The sequence below is a fragment of the Ornithinibacillus bavariensis genome (assembly GCF_050433565.1).
In the GTDB taxonomy this organism is placed as follows: Bacteria; Bacillota; Bacilli; order Bacillales; family Amphibacillaceae; genus Ornithinibacillus; species Ornithinibacillus bavariensis.
The window spans coordinates 30,957-52,249 of sequence record NZ_JBNPWZ010000007.1 but is presented as its reverse complement, the minus strand read 5'-3'; the positions used below and the strand labels follow the sequence as shown (position 1 = coordinate 52,249).

General features: G+C 36.8%; 26 protein-coding genes. 19 read left to right on the top strand and 7 right to left on the bottom strand.

All coding sequences use genetic code 11. The annotated features are described in order from the left end of the window. The first annotated feature begins 96 nt into the window (after nt 1-96). The 7 genes from HNR27_RS12805 (at nt 97) to HNR27_RS12775 (ending at nt 4,945) form a co-directional block, all read left to right on the top strand. The gene (locus HNR27_RS12805; protein ID WP_212920129.1) at nt 97-780 is read left to right on the top strand and encodes a zinc metallopeptidase; all 684 of its coding nucleotides are present in this window, start codon (nt 97-99) and stop codon (nt 778-780) included. A gap of 16 nt (nt 781-796) precedes the next feature. Beyond that, the gene (locus HNR27_RS12800; RefSeq protein WP_429340013.1) at nt 797-1,228 is read left to right on the top strand and encodes a DUF5392 family protein; all 432 of its coding nucleotides are present in this window, start codon (nt 797-799) and stop codon (nt 1,226-1,228) included. A 21-nt stretch (nt 1,229-1,249) separates the two neighbouring features. Further along, nucleotides 1,250-1,543, top strand: coding sequence for a hypothetical protein (locus HNR27_RS12795; protein ID WP_429340012.1), 294 nt, complete (start codon nt 1,250-1,252; stop codon nt 1,541-1,543). A gap of 36 nt (nt 1,544-1,579) precedes the next feature. Continuing rightward, nucleotides 1,580-1,981 carry a Spx/MgsR family RNA polymerase-binding regulatory protein gene (locus HNR27_RS12790; protein ID WP_212920132.1) on the top strand — a complete coding sequence of 134 codons (402 nt, stop codon included), beginning with the start codon at nt 1,580-1,582 and terminating at the stop codon, nt 1,979-1,981. 142 nt (nt 1,982-2,123) lie between these two features. Next, the gene (locus HNR27_RS12785; protein WP_429340011.1) at nt 2,124-3,290 is read left to right on the top strand and encodes a TraB/GumN family protein; all 1,167 of its coding nucleotides are present in this window, start codon (nt 2,124-2,126) and stop codon (nt 3,288-3,290) included. 97 nt (nt 3,291-3,387) lie between these two features. After that, a complete protein-coding gene (locus tag HNR27_RS12780) occupies nt 3,388-4,620 on the top strand; it encodes a hemolysin family protein (protein ID WP_429340010.1) in 1,233 nt (410 codons plus the stop codon). A 16-nt stretch (nt 4,621-4,636) separates the two neighbouring features. Next, the gene (locus HNR27_RS12775; protein WP_429340009.1) at nt 4,637-4,945 is read left to right on the top strand and encodes a TFIIB-type zinc ribbon-containing protein; all 309 of its coding nucleotides are present in this window, start codon (nt 4,637-4,639) and stop codon (nt 4,943-4,945) included. Between the two features lie 105 nt (nt 4,946-5,050). Here the strand turns inward: HNR27_RS12775 and HNR27_RS12770 are convergent, their stop codons facing one another. The 4 genes from HNR27_RS12770 to HNR27_RS12755 form a co-directional block, all read right to left on the bottom strand. Continuing rightward, the gene (locus HNR27_RS12770; protein WP_429340008.1) at nt 5,051-5,614 is read right to left on the bottom strand and encodes an NADPH-dependent FMN reductase; all 564 of its coding nucleotides are present in this window, start codon (nt 5,612-5,614) and stop codon (nt 5,051-5,053) included. A 291-nt stretch (nt 5,615-5,905) separates the two neighbouring features. Next, nucleotides 5,906-7,606 (bottom strand): methyl-accepting chemotaxis protein, encoded by a 1,701-nt coding sequence (locus tag HNR27_RS12765; RefSeq protein ID WP_429340007.1) that lies wholly within the window; start codon nt 7,604-7,606, stop codon nt 5,906-5,908. A 154-nt stretch (nt 7,607-7,760) separates the two neighbouring features. Beyond that, nucleotides 7,761-9,278, bottom strand: a complete 1,518-nt coding sequence (gene dacB, locus HNR27_RS12760) for a D-alanyl-D-alanine carboxypeptidase/D-alanyl-D-alanine endopeptidase (protein WP_429340006.1) — start codon at nt 9,276-9,278, stop codon at nt 7,761-7,763. Nucleotides 9,279-9,399: 121 nt separating this feature from the next. Next, complete coding sequence (locus HNR27_RS12755; RefSeq protein ID WP_429340005.1) at nt 9,400-9,903, bottom strand: GyrI-like domain-containing protein; 504 nt, start codon at nt 9,901-9,903, stop codon at nt 9,400-9,402. Between the two features lie 121 nt (nt 9,904-10,024). On the opposite strand from HNR27_RS12755, the gene HNR27_RS12750 reads away from it, so the two are divergent. The 3 genes from HNR27_RS12750 to HNR27_RS12740 all read left to right on the top strand — a co-directional run bounded on the left by HNR27_RS12750 (nt 10,025) and on the right by HNR27_RS12740 (nt 10,947). Next, nucleotides 10,025-10,429 (top strand): hypothetical protein, encoded by a 405-nt coding sequence (locus HNR27_RS12750; protein WP_429340004.1) that lies wholly within the window; start codon nt 10,025-10,027, stop codon nt 10,427-10,429. A 134-nt stretch (nt 10,430-10,563) separates the two neighbouring features. Next, the gene (locus HNR27_RS12745; RefSeq protein WP_212920141.1) at nt 10,564-10,752 is read left to right on the top strand and encodes an H-type small acid-soluble spore protein; all 189 of its coding nucleotides are present in this window, start codon (nt 10,564-10,566) and stop codon (nt 10,750-10,752) included. Nucleotides 10,753-10,767: 15 nt separating this feature from the next. Next, complete coding sequence (locus HNR27_RS12740) at nt 10,768-10,947, top strand: H-type small acid-soluble spore protein (RefSeq protein ID WP_429340003.1); 180 nt, start codon at nt 10,768-10,770, stop codon at nt 10,945-10,947. A 34-nt stretch (nt 10,948-10,981) separates the two neighbouring features. On the opposite strand, the gene HNR27_RS12735 is transcribed toward HNR27_RS12740, so the two are convergent. Beyond that, nucleotides 10,982-11,551, bottom strand: a complete 570-nt coding sequence (locus HNR27_RS12735; RefSeq protein WP_212920143.1) for a YpjP family protein — start codon at nt 11,549-11,551, stop codon at nt 10,982-10,984. A 245-nt stretch (nt 11,552-11,796) separates the two neighbouring features. Between HNR27_RS12735 and HNR27_RS12730 the strand changes: the two genes are divergently transcribed. The 4 genes from HNR27_RS12730 (at nt 11,797) to pstB (ending at nt 15,577) form a co-directional block, all read left to right on the top strand. Continuing rightward, on the top strand, nt 11,797-12,786 hold the full coding sequence (locus HNR27_RS12730) for a PstS family phosphate ABC transporter substrate-binding protein (protein ID WP_429340002.1): 990 nt from the start codon (nt 11,797-11,799) through the stop codon (nt 12,784-12,786). Nucleotides 12,787-12,888: 102 nt separating this feature from the next. Continuing rightward, on the top strand, nt 12,889-13,839 hold the full coding sequence (gene pstC / locus HNR27_RS12725; protein ID WP_429340001.1) for a phosphate ABC transporter permease subunit PstC: 951 nt from the start codon (nt 12,889-12,891) through the stop codon (nt 13,837-13,839). Nucleotide 13,840: 1 nt separating this feature from the next. Then, nucleotides 13,841-14,725: a phosphate ABC transporter permease PstA gene (gene pstA, locus HNR27_RS12720; protein WP_212920146.1), complete on the top strand. Its 885-nt coding sequence runs from the start codon at nt 13,841-13,843 to the stop codon at nt 14,723-14,725. A gap of 51 nt (nt 14,726-14,776) precedes the next feature. Then, nucleotides 14,777-15,577, top strand: coding sequence for a phosphate ABC transporter ATP-binding protein PstB (gene pstB, locus HNR27_RS12715; protein WP_429340000.1), 801 nt, complete (start codon nt 14,777-14,779; stop codon nt 15,575-15,577). A gap of 69 nt (nt 15,578-15,646) precedes the next feature. Here pstB and HNR27_RS12710 read toward each other — a convergent pair whose 3' ends face one another. After that, nucleotides 15,647-17,341: a methyl-accepting chemotaxis protein gene (locus HNR27_RS12710; protein WP_429339999.1), complete on the bottom strand. Its 1,695-nt coding sequence runs from the start codon at nt 17,339-17,341 to the stop codon at nt 15,647-15,649. Between the two features lie 263 nt (nt 17,342-17,604). Between HNR27_RS12710 and HNR27_RS12705 the strand changes: the two genes are divergently transcribed. The 3 genes from HNR27_RS12705 to HNR27_RS12695 are packed head-to-tail and all read left to right on the top strand — an operon-like array spanning nt 17,605 to nt 18,660. After that, on the top strand, nt 17,605-17,967 hold the full coding sequence (locus HNR27_RS12705) for a DUF2089 domain-containing protein (RefSeq protein ID WP_429339998.1): 363 nt from the start codon (nt 17,605-17,607) through the stop codon (nt 17,965-17,967). Between the two features lie 12 nt (nt 17,968-17,979). Next, nucleotides 17,980-18,363, top strand: a complete 384-nt coding sequence (locus HNR27_RS12700) for a hypothetical protein (RefSeq protein WP_429339997.1) — start codon at nt 17,980-17,982, stop codon at nt 18,361-18,363. 9 nt (nt 18,364-18,372) lie between these two features. Then, the gene (locus HNR27_RS12695; RefSeq protein ID WP_429339996.1) at nt 18,373-18,660 is read left to right on the top strand and encodes a hypothetical protein; all 288 of its coding nucleotides are present in this window, start codon (nt 18,373-18,375) and stop codon (nt 18,658-18,660) included. A gap of 24 nt (nt 18,661-18,684) precedes the next feature. On the opposite strand, the gene HNR27_RS12690 is transcribed toward HNR27_RS12695, so the two are convergent. Then, nucleotides 18,685-19,935: an MFS transporter gene (locus HNR27_RS12690; protein WP_429339995.1), complete on the bottom strand. Its 1,251-nt coding sequence runs from the start codon at nt 19,933-19,935 to the stop codon at nt 18,685-18,687. A gap of 201 nt (nt 19,936-20,136) precedes the next feature. Here HNR27_RS12690 and HNR27_RS12685 point away from each other — a divergent pair, with 201 nt between their 5' ends. Together HNR27_RS12685 and HNR27_RS12680 are read left to right on the top strand one after the other, a co-directional pair. Then, nucleotides 20,137-20,682, top strand: coding sequence for a PadR family transcriptional regulator (locus HNR27_RS12685; RefSeq protein WP_429340113.1), 546 nt, complete (start codon nt 20,137-20,139; stop codon nt 20,680-20,682). 14 nt (nt 20,683-20,696) lie between these two features. Next, entirely contained in the window at nt 20,697-21,176 is a 480-nt protein-coding gene (locus HNR27_RS12680; RefSeq protein WP_429339994.1) for a DUF4188 domain-containing protein, read from the top strand. Nucleotides 21,177-21,293 lie beyond the last annotated feature (117 nt).

Below are 21,293 nucleotides of genomic sequence, written 5' to 3'. Positions count from 1 at the left end.
TCGTATAGATAAGTGATACTCCAAAAAAAGGGTATTATTCTAGGATGAAATTGGCAAGTCTGAATATAAGAGTAGGAACAGCTAGGGGGAATAGACATGTTCTTTCATCCAATGGATTTTTTAATAATTATCGCTTTTGGACTTGCGATGTGGGCACAAAGTCTCGTACAGCGTAATTTCCGAAAAGGTTCTAAAATAGGCTCATCCTCTGGGATGACAGGTGTTGAAGTAGCAAGGAAAATTTTAGATAGTGAAGGACTCTCTGATGTAAGGATTGAGCTTTCAAGAAGAGGAGCATTATCCGATCACTATGATCCGACAGCTAAGGTTGTTCGACTTTCGGAGCCTGTATATCGCGGGAAATCTATCGCTTCTCTGGCGGTTGCTGCACATGAGGTTGGGCATGCTATCCAGCATGCGAATCATTATTCCATGCTAGTGTTTCGTCATAAGCTTTTTCCAGTGGCGAATATTAGCTCCCAGCTAGCACCATTTTTATTAATTGCTGGATTCATTTTTTCCATACCGAGTCTAATTGGAATTGGAATTGTTTTTTTTGCGGCAGCAGTCGTTTTTCAGCTCGTTACCTTACCTGTTGAGTACAACGCATCGAGTCGAGCTAGAAATAAATTAATTACACTTGGAATGATTACGAATCAAGAGGAGAAAGGCGTAGGTAAGGTTTTAAATGCGGCGGCTTTGACCTATGTAGCAAGTACCTTAATCGCTTTACTTGAATTAGTAAAATACATCATGATTTTTCGTGAACGAAATAGTTAAGAAGGCGGGATGTTTAATGAGTTATTTACCAATAACTGATATGCCAAGCTTTATCAAGAAAGAAGTAGATACGTTAAATGAGGCAATCGCACCATTCATAAAAAGGATATCAAAATATTCATTTTGGGCTTTTCCGTTAATCGTGTTTTCACTCATTAATTTGTTATTTATGTTGTTCATTATGCCAGACACAAGGACTACATTTTCATTAGTCATCTATGCGGTGATGGGTGCCTTTGGTTTTGCTTTATCTAGAGAGGTGAAGCTACAGCGCAAAGAAGTAATAAAGGTAAGTGAGGATTTCATTATAAACCGAATTGAAAAAAGTAGTGCTTTGGTAGATTCCGTAAAAGACCGGTATATTAAATCGGTTAAAGAGCAGCCTGCATTTGCAATGAATTATTTCATACGATTCTTGGAAGAAGAGAATCGGGAGATAAGTCACTAAAGCGCTAGCTGGAGGGATTTAGTGGAGTTATTAGCCGAGCAGGAATATGTAAAGATTGAACGTAAGGTAGATAGTTTGGAACAGGTTGATTTAGAACACTGGCGCAACTTACGTCTATATAAAAGCAAAATTACGAGTGAGTATCGTGAATTTCCTATTCAGGAAGTTTTAGATATGTCTTTCCGTGAAATCGGTAGTAAAGGGGTTGGCCTTCTTTACTTACATACTATACGTGGTGTGTACTCGTATACCGTGAAGTCTTCTCCAAAGCAATTTATTGAAACGTATAAGCGGCATGTAGGAAAAAGTGTATGAGATTTTCAAAACTTTAGTTGAAATGGGGAATGATCGATGACTGTTATGATTTATGGAGCAGCGTGTTCATCAACAAGAAAAGCAAAAGATTGGTTTAGAAAAAATAACATAGAATTTGTGGAACGAAATATCTTAAGGGAACCTTTAACAGTACAGGAGCTACAGCAAATCTTGCGAAGAACGGTTGAAGGTACGGAAGAAATTATATCAACTAGATCAAAGGTATATAAAGAATTAAATGTGGATATTGATTCCCTTCCACTACAAGAGCTGTTGGAACTAATTCATGAACATCCAAGATTATTAAGAAGTCCAATCATGCTTGATGATAAACGATTACAGGTAGGGTTTCATGTGGATGACATTAGACAATTTTTGCCACGAAAAACAAGAGAAAGACAATGGTTACAGTGGCGAATGAATTACCTTCCGATGTGAAATAAATGAGAAAGACTAACTTAGGAAAAACGTAACCCCTAATGAAGCGGTTACGTTTTTTCTAAGTTAGTAGTAAAATTATTCAAATTTATTCCAAACTAGTTTATTATTAAATTTATATAGATACAAAGGAAGGTAACCAATGTCCGAAGAAAATATATCACGATTGCAAATAGAGGGAAAAGAGATTATCTTAATTGGTACTGCCCATGTATCGAAAAACAGTGCCGAGCAGGTTAAAGAAGTGATTGAGAGAGAACAGCCTGACTCTGTTTGTATCGAATTAGATGAGCAACGATATAAATCGATTACAGAAGGAAACAAGTGGAAGGATACAGACATTTTTCAAATTATTAAGAATGGCAAGTCATCCTTGCTATTAATGAATCTTGCTATTTCTTCTTTTCAGAAGCGGATGGCAAGCCAATTTGGGATTAATCCAGGGCAAGAGATGATTCAAGGCATCGAGTCTGCAAAAGAAACTGGAGCAAATTTAGTGCTTGCAGACCGAAATATTCAAACAACATTTTCCAGGATCTGGCGCGGCATTGGTTTAAAGGGAAAGGCAATGCTGTTAACTCAAGTTATAGCGAGCATCTTCACGAAGGAGACCATAACAGAGGAAGAGCTAGAGAAGATGAAAAACCAAGATATGATTGATTCTATGCTCCAGGAGTTTACAGAAAGCTTCCCGAAGCTAAAGACACCTTTAATTGACGAACGAGATCAATATCTTGCACAAAAAATTAAAGAAGCACCAGGAGAAAAAATAGTTGCTGTATTAGGTGCAGCACACGTTCCGGGAATCAAGGAGCAAATTAAAAAGGATCATGACCTAGGGCTTCTCACCAAGCTACCACCAAAATCGAAAATTCCTAGACTTATTGGCTGGTCGATACCTATTCTCATTATAGCCCTCATTGTATACACCTTTATGACAAATGCAGAAGCTGGTGTTGCCCAGGTTATTAGCTGGGTTTTATGGAATGGATCGTTGTCAGCACTAGGTACACTACTTGCCTTTGGACACCCGCTTGCTGTAGTCACTGCCTTCATTGCAGCACCGATTACATCATTGGAACCATTCCTTGCTGCAGGCTGGTTTGCAGGCTTTGTTCAAGCTGCGTTTAAAAGACCAAATGTCCGAGATTTCGAAAGCCTAACGGAGGATGTTCATAGTTTAAAGGGATTTTGGAACAATAAAGTGACTCGTGTTCTTTTAGTAGTCATCTTTGCTAATATTGGGAGTTCAATTGGAACCTTTGTAGGTGGTGCAGATGTAATTCGTTTGTTCATTGAGCATTTATAAGTAAATAGGGACCAGAATGATCTCTGTTCTAAATTAGAAATATTAAAAGTATTAATTACTATATTCATGTTTGAAAATCCTAAGGGGGAACTTTCTAGTGATCATTGCGATCATCATTTTATTATGTGCATCATTTTTCTTTTCAGGTAGTGAGACTGCTTTAACTGCAGCAAATAAGATGAAACTACAAACAAAAGCAAATCAACATGACAATAAGTCTGCCAAATTGTTAGAGCTAGTTTCCAAACCAAGTGAATTCATTACTACCATTTTGATTGGAAATAACATTGCTAATATTATTTTACCTACTCTAGTAACCATGGTAGCGATGGAGCTTGGCGCTAACATTGCTATTGCTTCAGCTGTTTTGACTGTAACGATTATCGTGTTCTCAGAGGTACTACCAAAGTCAATAGCTGCTGCTTTTCCAGATCGAATTGCTTATATTGTATATCCTATTATTCGCTTTTTTATGATAATATTTAAGCCATTTACATTTCTATTAAATGGCTTAACTGGACTAGTAGTTAAATGGCTTTCAAAGGATGACGACGACAATGTCTCTATATCGAAAGAGGACCTTCGAGCAATGGTAGATATTGCCGGTACAGAAGGGACATTTAAGCAAGAGGAATCCTACCGTATCAAAGGAGTTCTCGATTTCCAGGATTTAAACGTAAAGGACGTTATGAAAACTCCTCGAATTGATATTGTGGCAGTTCCTCATGATGCTACATATGAAGAGGTTCGGGATATTGTTATTCAAAATCAGTATACAAGATACCCAGTTTATGAAGGGGACATCGATAATATTATTGGGGTGTTCCATTCGAAGTATTTATTGACCTGGTCTATCGAACCAGAAAAAAGACTAGAATCATTTTGTGACTTGGAGCCGATGGTTTTCTTTGAATTCCATTCGATTGAGATGATTTTTAGACAAATGACACGGGATCGGAAGCATTTAGCTATTGTTTTAGATGAATATGGAGGAACAGAGGGCATTATTACACATGAGGATATTATTGAGGCCATGATCGGGTTAGAAATTGAAGATGAAATGGACCTTGAAAGTGAGAAGTTGGTTGAAAAATTAACGGATACAGAAATTATATGTGATGGAAAAATCACGCTACACCGTCTAAACTCCATTTTCGATACGGAGATACCTGAAGAAGAAGATGTACTTTCAGGATACTTACTAACCGAATTCATTCGTTTTCCTCAGCAGGGAGATATTTTGCAACGAGATAACTTGAAGTTTAAAATACTAGAGGTTGATGGAAGAACCTTAAAGCAAATACAAATTATTAAAGAAAATTTAGCCTGATGTGGAGGAAGATAAAATGAACTGTCCTATTTGTGATAATGTACGAATGAAAGAGGTTCAAAAGGGGGATGTCTTAATTGATATTTGTCCAAGTTGTAAAGGTGTATGGCTGGATAGAGGTGAACTAGAAAAGATTAGTACAGGGTTGAAAGAGGATCAACAGTTTTATGAGGATACATTTGATTCCTATGAGCGTAAGTTTCGTGAGACGCCAGAATATAAAAATAAGACACATCCTCATGGGTATGATGAAAAGTACAATCCGTATGGCTATAAGAAAAAGAAGAAAAAGAAGATGTTCGATTTATTTGATGACTTATTTTAGGATAATGCACATTATGTATAATGAAAGCAGAACAGGTTTTTGAAAAAAGCTTAGAATAATAAGTAATAAACCCCCGCTTAGCATGCTAAGAGGGGGTTGTTTATATTATGAACGTAATGGTTTTAATGCAGTGCTCCAAGCGATAACTTGATCTAGCATACCATTTGCATTGTCTGCATGATAATCAGCAGGTTTAAATACGCTGAAGTTTTCAAAATCAGATAGAAGTGAGAAAGTAACAGCTGTACGAACATCTGCAACCTGTAATTCCCCTAAGATTAGACGTAGGTTTTCATGTGCACGAGTACCACCAAGGCTACCATAACCAACAAAACCTGCAGCTTTGTTATTTACTTCTGCATTTAAGTAATCTAATGCATTTTTCAATGCTCCACCAACTGCATGATTATATTCAGGTGTTACAAAGATATATCCATCAAATGAAGCCATTTTTTCTGACCAAGCTTTAATAGTTGCTTGAGCCTCTTCTTTTCCAGCTTCCGGAAGCTTTGCACCAAGTAATGGTAGGCTGTAGTTAGCAAGGTCAACTAACTCATATTCCACACCTTCATCATTACGGCTTGAAGCGAAGTCAAGCATCCAATTAGCTACAGCTTCACCATTTCTTCCTTCACGCACACTACCTAGTACGACTGCTATTTTTAACATATTAATTCCTCCTCTAGATGTAGTACATCATTGAATTAAAGACGGATAAAAATATTGAAATAAATTATCTCTAATTCAATATATTTATTATCAACATTTGTAATCTTATCATGTGTTTGTCCCTTTTGCAACTATAAATAATTTACTTACAAAAAGTAATTATAAAATGCATAGCTAACATGAAATAACCGTATGAAAGGGGGTACATATCCCGAAAGCTAGATTGAAAAATATAACCTTCGAAGGGACCACCTTTTCAAACGGTTTAATCATGGAACTGAATTTGAGGATTTAGCTTTTAAATTTACTAATAATCTCACGTGAATGCTCTGCAACAATAGAGAGATTATGGATAGAAGTATTAATCTGATTCATTAGATTAACTTGCTGTTCTGTTCTAGAGGTGACTTCTTGGGACTTGGCCGCAGCTGTCTCAGATATAGCAGTAATATGATTCATTGTGTTAGAAATATTACCAGCTCCAACACTCATTTGCTGTACGGCAGATGAAACCTCATGTATCTTTATAGAAACATCCTGAATATAGTTATTTATTTGTTCAAAGGAATCTCCAGCCTCAGTGACTACCCCGATTCCTGCGATAACTTCATTTGTAACAATATCCATCGTATTCACTGCGGTCTCTACTTCATCCTGAATCGCATTTATTAGAGCTGAAATCTGGGATGATGATTTTTCCGATTGTTCGGCAAGGTTTTTAACTTCATTCGCTACAACGGCAAAACTGCGTCCTTGTTCTCCGGCTCTAGCTGCTTCAATGGAAGCATTAAGGGAAAGAAGATTGGTTTGCTCAGAAATTTCGGTGATGATTTCAATAATATGGTTTATTTCTCTGGAACGTTCTCCCAGCCCTTTAATAATCTGTGATAATCCATTTACAGTATGTTTAATCTCGTTCATTTGCTGAATGGCAACGATAACGGAATCCTTTCCTTTTGTTGCATTATCAGTTGCTTCATGTGCGATATTAGATACATTATTTGCACTCTCTGCAATTTGCTGTATACCGTTTGACATCTCGCGGATAGTTATGCTGGTTTCTCCCATTGTTCGTACCTGTGTTTCAACACCAACAGATAATTCTTCCATCGTGACTGCTATTTCCTCGGTCGTTGCATTTGTTTGTTTAACATGTTCCACAAGTTCTTTAGAAGAGGTTGCCACTTGATCGGCGCTTTCGTTAAAGCCTTGGATGACTAATGATAGGTTTGTGGACATCTGATTTAAGGTTTCGGCTAATAGCCCAATCTCATCTTTATTTTTAACGTTTATCTTATCGACAGTTAAGTCACCATCTGCAATTTGTTTTGCATAATAAATGAACGTAGAGAGTGGTTTTGTCTTTCTACCTATGATAAAAATTGTAAAAATACATGCAATAATTAACGGAATAAGTCCAAGTAATACACTACTCTTAACAGAATTAATCGTTCTTTCTGTAACAATGTTTGCATTAAAGTCAATAGCATTAAGTGCGATTACTTCTTGGGTGGGGTCATTGTCTTTAAAAATAGGTGCATAACCAGTTAATCGTTTCATTCCAGCTTCTTCATATATCTCTGAATAATCTGGTTCCTTTGTTTCGATAATTTTCTTTACTACGTTTTTATCTAGATAAAAGGAATCACCAATAGAAACACCTTGGTCTTCTAAATTTCTATCTGCTACTAAAATTTTGCCATCTAGTCCAATAATGTACTGGTCTTCAAATATATGCTTATGCTCAACAGTCCAGTTGATACTCTCCTGTATTTCTTTTGCTTTTTGCATATTACCATTTAATAGAGCCTCCATATCATCTGGACTAATTAGACCAGTTGTAATATTCGCACAGCCCACTGCTTCTATACCTGCTGCCTCATATGTATGCTTATATGTAACCCAATAGTTGGAAACCGAGGTTATTAGTAAGGAAATTAAAAATACACCAATAATAATAACCCCTAATTGCCTTGTGATGCCTTTTCTCATGAAAGTACCTCCATTAATATAATTAAAAACCTAGTCAATATGATTATATATTAAAATTATAGTCGTTTGGGTATTTGGTCCTAATTAGTAGGAGTGGTCATTTATCCAAATTAAAAAAGGCCTAACTCCCAAAGAGTTAAGCCCTCACCATTCCCTATTCCAGCTCGTGTTCCGCAAGTGCTATTGCAATTTGATCTTCAATTTTAGTTATCGTACTTGAAGCGCCTAAGTAATTATTAACGATGATGGAGAATGCTAGTTTATGACCGTCCTTCGTTGTCACATATCCAGATAGGGAGGAAACACCTGTTAATGATCCCGTTTTTGCTAAAACATTATTGGCTGCTGCTGTATTTAGCATTCGAGAGCGAAGTGTTCCACCAACAAGCCGTTCTGCATTACCTGCAACAGGTAATGACTTCTCAAATGCTGGATACCAATCCTCAGTTTGAATTGCAAACAATAATTGTGATAATTCATTACTTGGAATCAGATTTTTGTGTGACATTCCTGAGCCGTCGCGAAGTAGTAACGTACTAGTATTTACACCGTAGTTTCCAAGTACTTCTTTCATTACACGTAATCCCTCGTCCCAGCTTCCTTCATCATAAACGGCTCTTCCCATTTCTTTGGCAAGTGTTTCACCATGCCCGTTGTTACTAAGCTTCATAAATGGAATAAGTAATTCATGTAAAGGCATTGATTTTCTTTCTGTGAGTAGGGTCGCATTTGCTGGTGCTTTACCCACAGTGGCTCTACCTCTTCCAATTATGGTTATGTTATTTTCTTCTAATGATTTTTTAAACACATCGACTGCATATCCTGTAGGCTCCCAAATCGAAACCCAAGATCTTGAACTAGACCCTTCTAAAGGTATAGCGCCAGTGATAAAGATTCGGTTGGAACCGTGTTCCCTCTCTATTGAAATAGTCTTGGAATGATCCTTCTTTACTGTCTCAGCCTTGTTCACAATTTCTACATATTCTGTTTGTGGTGTAAGCGTAACGATTGGTTTATCCCCGACGCTCTTTCCCGGAAGTACGTCAACTATTATAGTTCCAGCATCATAATCCTCATTTGGAGACAGGGTTAAAGCAGAAACCTGAGCCCCAGTATAAAATGGTTCATCAGACCAGTTCAAATCCTGTGAAAGTCTAACATCATCATACCAAGAGTCGTCTCCAATTAAATTACCATTAATCTGCTTAATTCCAAGCGATTTTAGCTTTGCTGCCATTTGATCTAAATCCTCTTTCAGAAGCGTGGGATCACCTTTTCCTTTTAGATACAGATTGCCCTGTAGAACATTGCCCCGTACTCTGCCATCCGTTAAAACTTCCGTAGAAAACTGATAATCGGGTCCGAGCTTTTTTAAGGCAGCTACGGTAGTAAGTATTTTCATGTTAGATGCGGGATGTAAGCGATGGTCACCGTAAAATGAATAGAGTAGTTCTCCTGTGTCCGCTTTTCTCACGCTAACTCCTGTAGTTGTGCCATTTAGTGAATTGTTCGTTAAGATGGAAGTAAGTTTTTCAGCTAGGGACTGGTCCTGGGTGGTTTCAGTTGAGGCATTCACAGGTTGTGATTTTTCAAGGGAAGTAAATGGTGCAAAGGCTAAGAGTATTAGCATTAGTAGGAGAATGCCTTTCTTCCAAAGCTTGGCCGTGTTCATTATTTCCACTCCTTCATCCATTTTTTAAAATTATATGAATAGAATAAGAAGCTTATCCTAGGTATAAAGACCACTTTGCTAGTATTTCCAATGGAAGAAAGGCTTTATAGGAGAAAAAGAATTATTTCATTTTGTTAATCGCAATACAAATTTCTGTATGATTTTCATTATTATCCCATATCTCCAGTTCCATGCCTAGAGGGATGCAGCGATTTTCTTCCATCCAGTTATTATAGAGAAAGTCATAGGCCTTATACGTGTCGGTGCGTTTCCCGTGAAATTCGGTGTGGACATACATATTTTCTTCAACCGTATAGATATCAGCCTCTGAAGGGACTCCTCTCACTTTCTGTACCTCATAGCCGATGAAGATATGATAATAATCTTCAAAGGGGTTAAATTCCTCTATAAACGGATATAGTTGTAAAACATAAATATCGTCAGTAACTTTATTTTCAATTTTTTCTTTTATTTTAGCTAATCTTGAAACCATATTTTCAGTAATATGTTCCTCTCCTATTTTCTGTAAGTTTGTTAAAAGATGATAACCGATGAGCTGAAAGGAATCTTTTTTTATGATTTTTGGTCCCAAATTGATGACACCTCCATATTTTTCACCATTCATATTCCCCTAAAACAAAAAATATGCTTTCTTTCTATCACATCGGCTTGTCTATTTTTAGCATGAAGCATATTCCGTCGTCATAGATATGAATGAAAGAATTTTTTGATAGGGGGAATAAGGGATGGAAGGAATGTTATCCATTACGGAAGAGGAAATAAAACGTTATTATGAATTAAATAAGCTGCAAAAGGAAGTTAAACAAGAAATGGATCATTTGAAAAAGAAATTCCATGACATTTTGGATGCTTCTTATGGAAAAGAGAAAAAAGGGGAAGTTCAGCGGGGTAATTACAAATTACAAAGGCAAATAAGGGTATCTACTAGCTATGATGATGCTATTGCAGTGAAGAAACTAGATGAGATGAACCTTAAGGATTTTATTATAGTAACAAGAACAACGGACAAAGAAAAATTAGAATCTGCCTTTAAGCTGGGGTTAGTAGAAGAGGATGAGTTTAAGGATTGCAAAGTCACCAAATTAATCCCGTCTATTACGGTTAAAGAAACATTTTCTAGTGCCCCTTAAATGATGCCTGAAGAAAAGAATGGCTTCGCAGTTTTTATTGGTAAATTGTCTCAATGAACCCCATTTTCTCCTTGCATAGTACGCATTAAAGTGGTTGACAATAATTGTGTAAGGCTGTAAAAGGAGAGGCAAAAATGGATATAAATAGAGCGCAAGAGATCATGAATGCGGATGTTTATGTCAATGTAAATTATCACGGTATTCCTGTTTTTATCCAAGAGGTAAACCAACAAGCAGCGAAAGTTTTTCCGCTTGATTCTATGGAACATGTGCAAGAGGTTGATTTGGATGGGCTAAATGAATCGGGGCCAATTCACCTTTAATTTGGAGGGAAGGTTATGCAGCGAATGCGAGCAGAGGAGATTGCTCAATCTCCGGAGATGAAGCAAGTTACCTATAATGGAAAGCCTGTCTACATTCAACGGGTTAACGAAAATGGAACGGCTAGAATATTTCCTCTAGATGAGCCACAGCGTGAGTTTGATGTTCAGCTAACTAATTTATATGAAAAGGTATAAAAGAACCTCCCAAGTTGGGAGGTTCTTGTGATTTTTAAGCCATCCATTTTGGTGGTGTGTTTTTATCATAGTATATTTCGCCTAATGCATGATGTTGTTCAAAGTTATCTTCCATAACATGATAGTGAAAATTAAACCAATAGCCTTCTTGTGGGCGATTATCCCTGCGAACATGAAATTTTGCTATATCTTGATTTGTTTGTTCATTATGAAGATTGAAGATACGTTCACCGTAGCCGTTTGAGGGTTGTTCTGTGATGGAAATGTACGCTGCTTCATCTTCTTTTACAATTGACTTTAATGCTAGCTCAATGTTTGGTAATATTACTTCCATAAATTCGTCTTCTACTTTTTCACTAATTTTCGGACCGAATTTCTTTAAGCTTTGTTGTTTTGCCTTCTCAGTCAACGTACGAATGATGTCTGTCTCTTCCTGTGCTTCTTGCCTTATCGGAAGGACAGCGACGTTCCCCCGATTGGAGTCTTCTGGTGATATTACTTCCTTATTATTATTTTCGTCGGCAATTAAATAAGTAGGCGTATATAAACCAAAGGTTAATACGGCAATTAAAGCAACAGCTATTTTTCTCATCCAACGGTTCATGGTACATTTCCCCTTTATTATTACTTAAATTTTATCATGTTTTCCATGGATGTCTACCTTAATCTCGATGAATAGGAGAATAGACTTATAAGGGATCGGCTATCCTCTTTTCAATTCATCCACATTATTTACAAACCCTTTACAATCACAACATATTTACTTAATAATTCTCCCCTATACTTAAAGCTGTAAGAGGGATAGCCCTTCAGAAAAACACAAATTGAACGTTGGGGAGGACAATTTTGATGAGATTCAAAAAGTTTGTGATGTTCCTATTTGTAGCAGCGCTAGCCATTATACTAGCAGCATGTGGGAGCGACAAAGAAGAGAACAGCTCCGGGAATAAAAATCAATCCGAAAACACTTCTAAGGGAAGTGAAGGTTCAGAAGAATTAGAGGGTAGTGTTGTTATTGATGGATCTGGAACAGTTTTTCCTTTAATGTCCCGATTAGCAGAGGAATATATGGTGAACGAGCAACCGGGGGTGTCAGTCGAAGTTAGTCGTGCAGGGACTTCTGCAGGATTTGAAAAATTCTTACAAGAGAATGGGACGAACTTTAACGACGCATCTCGTTTAATAAAGGATGAAGAAAAAGCAAAAGCAGATGAGCTTGGTATAGAAGTTAAGGAATTAAAAGTGGCACTTGACGGTTTAACTATCGTGGTAAACCAGGATAACGATTGGGCAAAAGAATTAACCGTTGATCAGGTCAAAGGTATTTTCCTTGGTGAGTATACAAATTGGTCAGATATTAATGCTGATTGGCCAAAGGAAAAGATTCAAACGTATGGTCCAAATGAAAACCATGGTACGTATGAATTCTTTTATGAAAACATTTTAGAAGAGCAAGACCTAGTTAGCGATATTAATCTACAACAAGAATATTCAACACTCGTAACACTAGTTTCAGAAGATAAAAATGCAATTGGCTTCTTTGGTTTTGGATATTATGACAGCAATAAAGACAAAGTTAAAGCAGTAGGAATTGACTTTGGCGCAGGTGCTGTTCAACCATCTCTCGATACGATTGCAGAGGATGGCGATTATGCAGGATTTACTCGACCAGTATTCACTTATTTAAATGTAAATCATGCAAAAGAAAAGCCAGAAGTATTAGACTATGCAATCTATGTCATGGAAAACACAAATAAATTTGCCGGGGAAACTGGGTTTGCTCCAATCCCTGAGGCAGAAGCTAGTTCACTAGTTGACGAGCTAAAGGCTCTTCAATAAAAATAAGGCATATTGTTTAGCCCCCTTATGCAATAAGATGAGAGTTCTAACAGGCTCTCATCTTATTGTTGACTATAAGACTCGGAAGGAGTGCCTTGTCCAATGGCAGCTAATAGTGAATTTAACCATGCTGCAGATGTTAAAGGAATGATACAGAAAAATAAACAATCAAAGAGTATTCAAGGAAAATTGGAGAAGGTAATTCCAATTCTACTCTTCTTGTTTGCTATTATATCGATTCTGACAACTGTGGGGATTGTAGTAACATTACTTGCAGAAACAATTGAATTTTTTAAGCGAGTTCCTATATGGGATTTCTTTACGGGGACTGTGTTAAAACCGTTAAGCCAAAATCCTCAATTTGGTGTATTACCACTAATTAATGGCACAATCATATCATCTATCATTGCCATGCTCGTAGCTGGACCGATTGGTATAATGGCAGCAATATATTTGAGCGAATATGCATCAGATAGGGTTCGAAGAGTGTTAAAGCCATTACTGGAGCTACTTGCCGGTATTCCTACCATTGTCTATGGCTTTTTTGCTTTTACATTTGTTACCCCATTGATTCGTTCCATATGGCCAGAGGTAGAGGCTACTAATATTTTGAGCCCAGGTATTGTAATGGGAATTATGATTATCCCAATGATTGCTTCGTTATCAGAGGATGCAATGACCTCTGTTCCCAATTCGATTCGTGAAGGCGCATTAGGTTTAGGAGCAACGAAGCTTGAAACTACTTTTAAGGTTGTCATTCCAGCAGCTTTATCGGGAATTATCGCATCCTTTGTACTTGGCGTTTCACGAGCAATTGGTGAAACAATGATTGTTACGATCGCTAGTGGAAGCTCGAAAAACTTCACCTTTGATATTGCCGAATCGATGCAAACTATGACGGCTTATATTGTAGAGGTATCGGGTGGGGAAGCAGCAGCTGGATCAACCATTTATTATTCGTTATATGCAGTAGCAATGACGCTATTCGTATTTACACTTTTGATGAATTTACTTGCAAGATTTGTCTCTCGTAAATTTAGGGAGGAATACTAAAATGAGGTATTTGGATCCAACTCAAGTATCAAGAAGGATGAATGGAAGGATTGTCAAAAATAAGTCAGCGAAAGGCTTGTTCTTCCTTGCGACATTATTTGGTCTTATTGTACTTGCTGTCTTAATTTATCGTGTTGTTGTGGACGGAATCGGCTGGATTGATTGGAGCTTTTTAACGGGAAGACAATCTCATGACCCAGAGCGCGCAGGAATAATGGGTGCCATACTCGGTACCTTATGGATGATGGTGGTTGTTGCCCCTGTCACGCTCATTCTAGGTATTGGTACTGCTATTTATTTAGAACTATACGCAAGAAAGGGGCGATTACAATCCTTTATCCAGACAAATATAGCTAATCTTGCAGGTGTTCCATCTATTGTCTATGGAATCTTGGGATTAACGATATTTGTACGGGCAATGAAGATGGGAAATATCGTATTAGCTGGTGGATTAACCCTTTCTCTTTTAGTGCTTCCAATTGTTATTGTGGCAGCTCAGGAAGCAATTCGTGCAGTTCCAAGCTATCTTAGTGAGGCATCGTATGGTATGGGTGCTACCAAATGGCAAACCATAAAAAATATAATCCTGCCAGCCGCTTTACCTGGTATATTAACCGGTGCAATTTTAGCACTATCACGAGCAATTGGGGAGACAGCCCCACTTACTGTTATTGGAATTCCAGCATTAATTATTCCTTTTCCAGAGGGGATATTTGATAAATTTACTGCTTTACCAATGCAAATTTATTATTGGACACTTGACTCTTCATTAGTGACTGAATACGCAAATTTAGCTGCAGCAACTATTGTAGTCTTATTGATTCTATTATTCCTGTTAAATTCTGTAGCAATTTTTATTCGAAACAAATTCCAACAACGTTATTAAACGAGGGAGGAACATAAATTGAGTCTGGCAACCGTTAAGGAGAATGTAAGTATGGCAAAAAATCAATCCAATGCAGTCATTTCAACTTCTACTGTTAATGGTATTGTATTTGATACGAAGGATTTAAATCTTTGGTATGGCGAAACACATGCATTAAAGGAGATTAACCTGACGATACATGAAAAAGAGGTTACAGCGATTATAGGTCCATCAGGATGTGGAAAATCAACCTATCTAAAGACATTAAATCGAATGGTAGAATTAGTTCCTAGTGTACGAACGACTGGAGTTATCACGTATAAGGGTAAAAGTATTTTGGATAAGGCCTTTAAGGTGGAGGATTTAAGGACACATGTCGGTATGGTCTTTCAAAAGCCAAACCCTTTTCCGAAGTCCATTTATGACAATATTGCTTATGGGCCAAGAATCCATGGGATTCGGAATAAAAAAATTCTTGATGAAATAGTGGAAAAAAGCCTTCGTGGTGCATATATTTGGGATGAGGTAAAGGATCGATTGAAGGAAAATGCCTATGGTCTATCGGGTGGACAACAGCAGCGTTTATGTATTGCTCGTACACTTGCCATCGAGCCGGACGTTATTCTTATGGATGAACCAACATCTGCACTAGATCCGAAGTCGACATTGAAGATTGAGGACCTTGTTCAAGAGCTCAAGAGAAACTATTCAATTATCATTGTTACGCATAATATGCAACAGGCTGCACGAATCTCGGATAGAACTGCCTTCTTTTTAGATGGTGAAGTAATAGAATTTAATGATACGGATACTATTTTTACTAAACCATATGATAAGCGTACAGAGGATTATATATCTGGCCGATTTGGATAAGCTTGTGAATCTCTAAATCTCCCTTTCTATATAAGCTAGAGGATGTTTCATCACGAAACATCCTCTTTTCTATTGGATTGTAAATTGTTTTGTGCTGTCGGTAAGCTTTTTAGATATGTCGATTAGCTGTAAACCAATACGATGTGTGTTCTCTACTTGATTTATTTGATTTTTACTGCTAGCTAGCATTTCCTCAGCGCTTGCTAAGGTTTCCTGTGAGATGGATTGGAAGCGTAACGTCTCCGTTTCTAAAGGAGGTAAATATAGCTCCAGTTGCTTTAACTCCCCTTGTACATCTTGTAGCCCTTCACTAAGCATATATATCTCTTGTAATAGATTGTCCACCTCTTGTTTTGCTTCTGTTGACTGATCCATCGTCTTATTGGTTTTGTGGAGGATTTTATGGAACGCATCTACCGCAGTTTTCGAAATCACATCCATATTTTTAATGGAAGTAGTAATCTTGTCTGCAGCAATTGATGATTGTTCGGCAAGTTTTCCTACTTCACGAGCAACCACTGCAAATCCTTTTCCAGATTCCCCCGCATGTGCTGCCTCAATTGTTGCATTTAATGATAAGAGCTTTGTCTGTTCAGCAATACCTTGAATTAATCCGGCAAACTGATGTATCGACTTGGAATAATCATCTATATCGTTAATGGATGTGGTTAACTGTGCAAAATCATCCCTAAAGGAAGCAAGCATATGTATTAATTCAGTCATATTTTTATCACTTTGACGTGCAGAAGAAGTCATATCTTGTGCATTTTGAAAAATGGCTTCCATACGAGCTATTAGTTGAACAATATTTTCCTTCATCAACTGAAAAGAGTTAGCACTTCCCTCAGAGCTACTAGCGGTTTGTTCGGCACCTATTTTAACGTTATGTATGGCAGTAATTAAATCTCTGCTAGAAGCTAGTGTGCCATTTGATGCATATTGCAGTTCGTGCCCCGTTTTTTCTAAATGAGTTGTAATTTCGGTAATCTGATGGAACAATGAGCGCAAATATTCCATCATAACTTGATAGCTTTTATGCAACGAAGCTATCTCTGGTATATTCGTTTTGATGCAACTGGAATCTTCCCGAAGGTCTCCATCTCGAACAGCTCGCATTTTTTCTCGTAGAACATGTAATGGCTGTGAAATGCCGCGTACGACGAATAAGATAGTGATGGTTGCAATGAAAATACTAATTATCATGATGACAATCATTAGATAGGCCATTGTGTGAACGCTCCCCATATAGGATGCTGTAGGGACAATTAAAACAAATGTACCACCAATTTCTTCCATTTCTACAAAGGTAAATGTGTAATCATTTCCATTTATATCCTGATGCAATGTTCCCCTTTCCGACTCTGCTATTTTTGAGATGAAGGAACCTGGTATAGTTGGTAGGTTATTCTTACTTATTTGGAAGGGAACAATCTCTTGATCTATGATATAAAAATAATCTGAGGTAATCCCGTCCATAGCAAGCTTTTCTTTTTGCTTGTGGACGTTTAATTCTAGCTGCTGCATAAAATAATCATCATCACTAATATACAAGAACTTTAAACTGTCGGCTATGTAACTCATAAGCTCTGTTTCACGTATTAACCTGCTTTCAATAGAATGAATAGTAGTATCACGGGCAATGGAATAGGAGCTTAAGCCCGTAACGATAATAGAAATGGTCAGTAAAGCGATAAATAGTACTAGTAAACGTTTTTTTAAACTACTACCTTTGTGGGCATTATTCTTTATCCTTTTAATAATCAAATTCGTACCTCCACAAGCGTATGTTATATAGCTAATTTTACCAACGATTTATTAATTGATTGTTAAGGCATTGTGAAATTAATCTCTAAATGATTAATGATGAGGAGATTTGTTTAAGTGAATTGATTTCAAATTAATAAATTTAGATTTGTGGTTTAATTATTAAATAATTTTTTATTAAAAAATAAATATTTTTAATTTATTTATTTACATATTTAAAATAATGTATATAATTATAACTAAAATAAGGAAAGGAATTTACTATGACATATCCTGTATTAACGAACTGTCCTATTTGTCAACATCATCTAACCGTTACTCAATTACAGTGTGACCATTGTCATACAGTAATTGAAAATAAGTTTTCGCTGCCAAAGTTTGCTCTGTTAACACAGGAACAACTTGAATTTATTGAGATTTTTTTAGTTAGCAGAGGGAATATAAAGGAAGTTGAAAAAGAGCTAGGAATCTCCTATCCAACAGTAAGAGGAAAGCTTAATGAGGTCATTAAAGCTCTCGGTCATGATTCCGAACAAAAGAAAGCGATGGATGAAAGTAAAATTGTCAGTATGCTCGAAAAGGGAGAGATTACTCCTGATGAAGCTATAAAATTATTAAAAGAATAGGGGGAAAGGAAAATGAAAGAAGAAATTGCGAAGGTCATTAGAATGATGGAAGAGGGAAAAATTGACGCAGAAAAGGCAACAGAGTTAATTTCTTTATTAAAAGAAAAGGAAGAAAGTGGTTCAACAGCAAAATCTACTAGTTATTTAGATAAAACCTTAAAAATACGTATTAAATCGGAAGAAAATGATCAGGTCAATGTAAACCTGCCGATTAGGCTTTTCCAAGTATTGCTTCGAGCCGGTCATGGTATTGCCTCTAGTATTCCAGAAGTAGAAAAATATGTGAAGGATTTGGATGTAGATTTAATTTTAGCAGCAATTGATCAGGAGCTAGAAGGAAGTATTGTGGATATTTCAACAAATAATGGCGACAAAATTGACGTATATGTTGAATAAGGTGCAACAATGGTAAAAATAAAGATCAAGACGGAAGGGTCTATGAAGCTAATTATTCCAGTTCCTTATTTTGCATTACATTTCGCAGTTTCCATCATTTTCTCCAAATTTGTTTGGAAGCAACTGATGACTCATCGTGACAATGACAAGACCTCATCACGAATACCTTCCACGCTAAATAACCAATTTATTAAACCACTAATTAAAACCACTATCAAAGAATTTCAAAATTATCGTGGGATAACCCTAATCGATATTAAAGAATCTGATGGGACTGAAATAACAATTAAACTATGAAGAATAGGGACTGATTTATAGTCCCTATTCTTCATCCGTTGATTGAAGTGAACGGAATACGATTAAGAAATACAAGGATCCAATTAAATATAACCCTGCAGTTATCGTAAAGACATTTGCGTAGCCCCAATATGTACCATATTTTAGGACAATGGCTGTAGATACTGGTCCCATAAATGCCCAACCTAACTGAAATACCATTTGATTTATCGAATTAGCCAGCCCTTTAACAGAGTCATTTACTTTTGACATCATTAAAGAGGATTGAATTGGGTTACCAGCATTCATGAGAGCCTGCCTAAATAGAAATCCAATACTAGCTAACAATAAACTTTCTGTATAAGCGGTAAGCAGCAGGAAGGGTAGTGATGCTAATTGGAGATAAACAACTGCTCGAACCTCTCCTACCTTTCTTACCACTAAAGGTCCGATAAACATTGCGACAGCAGTTGCTGCCTGCCCTAAAGAGATGATTAACCCAATGATGGAATTAGATGCTAGAAATCGATCCGCAAAGTATAGATTTAAATAGGGAATGACAAGTCCACTACCAAAACCAATTAATAATTGCGCAACTGCAAATAAAATAATGACCTTGAAGCCCGATTTATTAGCACGTATAAACTCGCGAAATGGTATCTTTTTATTTTTCGGCAATTTTTCCTTTCTGTTTTCAACCATTTTTGCGATTGGGAAGAATGCTAGAATATAAAAGATACTGCCAATAATTAATGTGAAGCGTATCGCACTAAGCTCAGTCGTAAATAAATGGAAAAAGTCAGTTAGGAAACCACCTAATAAACTACCAATAACATTGGCAGCGGTCATAATTGCAGAATGAAGGCTAAATAGGTGAACCCGCTGTTTCGGCTTAGAGTTTTCTGCTAACCAGGGGATAGAAGATACCTGTAGGAAGGCTGTAAAAATCCCCGTTGCAAATCCTGTAATTAATAAAAGCGTTTGCATCTCCACGATACTTCGCAGGAATAAAATCATTCCAGAAAGTAGTACCCCAAAAACCATTACGCGTTTTCTGCCAAGCTTATCACTCATTATTCCAGCTGGAACAAGAATAATAGCGGTAGCAAGAGAGGTAAGAGCAATTACCTGTCCATTAACCTCGTGACTAAGGCCAAGCTCTTGGATATAGATATTATAAATGACCATAAACATGCCCATTCCAATTTGTGAAAAGATATTGGCCCAAATTGCTAACTTAATATTCTGATTATATGTTTTAAATTGTGTAGACCATTCTTGGAAGAATACACCCATGCTGTTTCCCCGTCCTTTGAAAATCCAGTCGTTTGCCATAAAAATATTTCGTGTCCCTAAGCAATAGTACAATCAAATAATAGAAAAGTAAATAAAAATAAGGCGGTTAATTTTTGTATGAATAATTTGAACATTATTGACTAATCAGGAATATTTATATAATATATCATATAGATATATATCAAAAGGATAGGTGTAATGATGAAGAAAAATTATAATCATACAAGGTTCGCGATATTGGGCTTACTGACCACTGAATGCAGAACGGGATATCAAATTAAGCAAATGATTGATGGAAGCTTAAACCATTTCTGGAAGATTAGCTATGGCCAAATCTATCCTACATTAAAGACACTTGTAGATGAGGGATTGGCAACTGTTCAGGATACGAAGCAGGATGGTAAGCCAGATAAGAAAGAATATCTTCTAACATCAAAAGGTGAGAAGGAGCTTCGAGAATGGTTAAAATCACCTTTGAAGGATATCCCAATTCATAAGAATGAGGTTTTATTAAAGCTGTTCTTTAGCAGACACCAGGAAAAGGAACGAACTATTAACTGTTTGCAGCATTATCACGAGATATTACAGGAAAAATTAAACACATATGGAGGTATTGAGTCTGTCATACATAAGCATTCACTTGATAATGCTGATGCACAGTATTGGCTATTTACATTAGATTATGGAAAAAGGATAACAGCAGCAGAAATAGCATGGTGTGAGGATACAATTAAAAAATTAGTATGAGAGGAGGAATCTAGATGGGAAAGAAGCTGTACACAGGAAGGTATACAACAGATAATGATGAGGATATAGTGGTATTTCTTATAGGTATGAGAATTAATAACCGGTTAGCCATTCGAAAATGGTTCCCTGTGTTTAAGGCTATGCCACCGATGATTCGGGAGCTATATGAGAATAAGGAGGAGCTAGGGTTCCTTTCGATGGAGAGCTTTTTTGGCCTGCGAACCACTTTTTTAATTACGTATTGGAGATCGATTGAGGATTTGCTGGCTTACGCTAAAGGGCAGAAACACGTAACTGCTTGGAGAGAATTTAATAAAAAAGTAGGTGATAATAAGGCTGTTGGCATCTATCACGAAACATATTTTGTGACGAAAGGAAATTATGAATCTGTGTATGGGAATATGCCAATATATGGCCTAGCTAAAGCCAGAAATCATCGCTTGATAACATCGAATATACGAACGGCTAAAAAACGATTATCTGTTAAAGAATAGGAAGTAAAGCTACAAGTAGAATAGAGCTGCCTCCTGCTAAAAACTAATTATGATAAAAACAAGTTATCGAAGTTTCTTATTTTGATAGCTTGTTTTTTTTTTCGAGAAAAAAGAGAA

What these genes read in the sequence shown, in the direction of transcription:
- HNR27_RS12805 (WP_212920129.1), top strand. Translation starts at nt 97, where the DNA reads ATGTTCTTTCATCCAATGGATTTTTTAATAATTATCGCTTTTGGACTT.
- HNR27_RS12800 (WP_429340013.1), top strand. Translation starts at nt 797, where the DNA reads ATGAGTTATTTACCAATAACTGATATGCCAAGCTTTATCAAGAAAGAA.
- HNR27_RS12790 (WP_212920132.1), top strand. Translation starts at nt 1,580, where the DNA reads ATGACTGTTATGATTTATGGAGCAGCGTGTTCATCAACAAGAAAAGCA.
- HNR27_RS12785 (WP_429340011.1), top strand. Translation starts at nt 2,124, where the DNA reads ATGTCCGAAGAAAATATATCACGATTGCAAATAGAGGGAAAAGAGATT.
- HNR27_RS12775 (WP_429340009.1), top strand. Translation starts at nt 4,637, where the DNA reads ATGAACTGTCCTATTTGTGATAATGTACGAATGAAAGAGGTTCAAAAG.
- HNR27_RS12770 (WP_429340008.1), bottom strand. Translation starts at nt 5,614, where the DNA reads ATGTTAAAAATAGCAGTCGTACTAGGTAGTGTGCGTGAAGGAAGAAAT.
- HNR27_RS12765 (WP_429340007.1), bottom strand. Translation starts at nt 7,606, where the DNA reads ATGAGAAAAGGCATCACAAGGCAATTAGGGGTTATTATTATTGGTGTA.
- dacB (WP_429340006.1), bottom strand. Translation starts at nt 9,278, where the DNA reads ATGAACACGGCCAAGCTTTGGAAGAAAGGCATTCTCCTACTAATGCTA.
- HNR27_RS12755 (WP_429340005.1), bottom strand. Translation starts at nt 9,903, where the DNA reads ATGAATGGTGAAAAATATGGAGGTGTCATCAATTTGGGACCAAAAATC.
- HNR27_RS12750 (WP_429340004.1), top strand. Translation starts at nt 10,025, where the DNA reads ATGGAAGGAATGTTATCCATTACGGAAGAGGAAATAAAACGTTATTAT.
- HNR27_RS12745 (WP_212920141.1), top strand. Translation starts at nt 10,564, where the DNA reads ATGGATATAAATAGAGCGCAAGAGATCATGAATGCGGATGTTTATGTC.
- HNR27_RS12740 (WP_429340003.1), top strand. Translation starts at nt 10,768, where the DNA reads ATGCAGCGAATGCGAGCAGAGGAGATTGCTCAATCTCCGGAGATGAAG.
- HNR27_RS12735 (WP_212920143.1), bottom strand. Translation starts at nt 11,551, where the DNA reads ATGAACCGTTGGATGAGAAAAATAGCTGTTGCTTTAATTGCCGTATTA.
- HNR27_RS12730 (WP_429340002.1), top strand. Translation starts at nt 11,797, where the DNA reads ATGAGATTCAAAAAGTTTGTGATGTTCCTATTTGTAGCAGCGCTAGCC.
- pstC (WP_429340001.1), top strand. Translation starts at nt 12,889, where the DNA reads ATGGCAGCTAATAGTGAATTTAACCATGCTGCAGATGTTAAAGGAATG.
- pstA (WP_212920146.1), top strand. Translation starts at nt 13,841, where the DNA reads ATGAGGTATTTGGATCCAACTCAAGTATCAAGAAGGATGAATGGAAGG.
- pstB (WP_429340000.1), top strand. Translation starts at nt 14,777, where the DNA reads ATGGCAAAAAATCAATCCAATGCAGTCATTTCAACTTCTACTGTTAAT.
- HNR27_RS12705 (WP_429339998.1), top strand. Translation starts at nt 17,605, where the DNA reads ATGACATATCCTGTATTAACGAACTGTCCTATTTGTCAACATCATCTA.
- HNR27_RS12700 (WP_429339997.1), top strand. Translation starts at nt 17,980, where the DNA reads ATGAAAGAAGAAATTGCGAAGGTCATTAGAATGATGGAAGAGGGAAAA.
- HNR27_RS12695 (WP_429339996.1), top strand. Translation starts at nt 18,373, where the DNA reads ATGGTAAAAATAAAGATCAAGACGGAAGGGTCTATGAAGCTAATTATT.
- HNR27_RS12690 (WP_429339995.1), bottom strand. Translation starts at nt 19,935, where the DNA reads ATGGGTGTATTCTTCCAAGAATGGTCTACACAATTTAAAACATATAAT.
- HNR27_RS12685 (WP_429340113.1), top strand. Translation starts at nt 20,137, where the DNA reads ATGAAGAAAAATTATAATCATACAAGGTTCGCGATATTGGGCTTACTG.
- HNR27_RS12680 (WP_429339994.1), top strand. Translation starts at nt 20,697, where the DNA reads ATGGGAAAGAAGCTGTACACAGGAAGGTATACAACAGATAATGATGAG.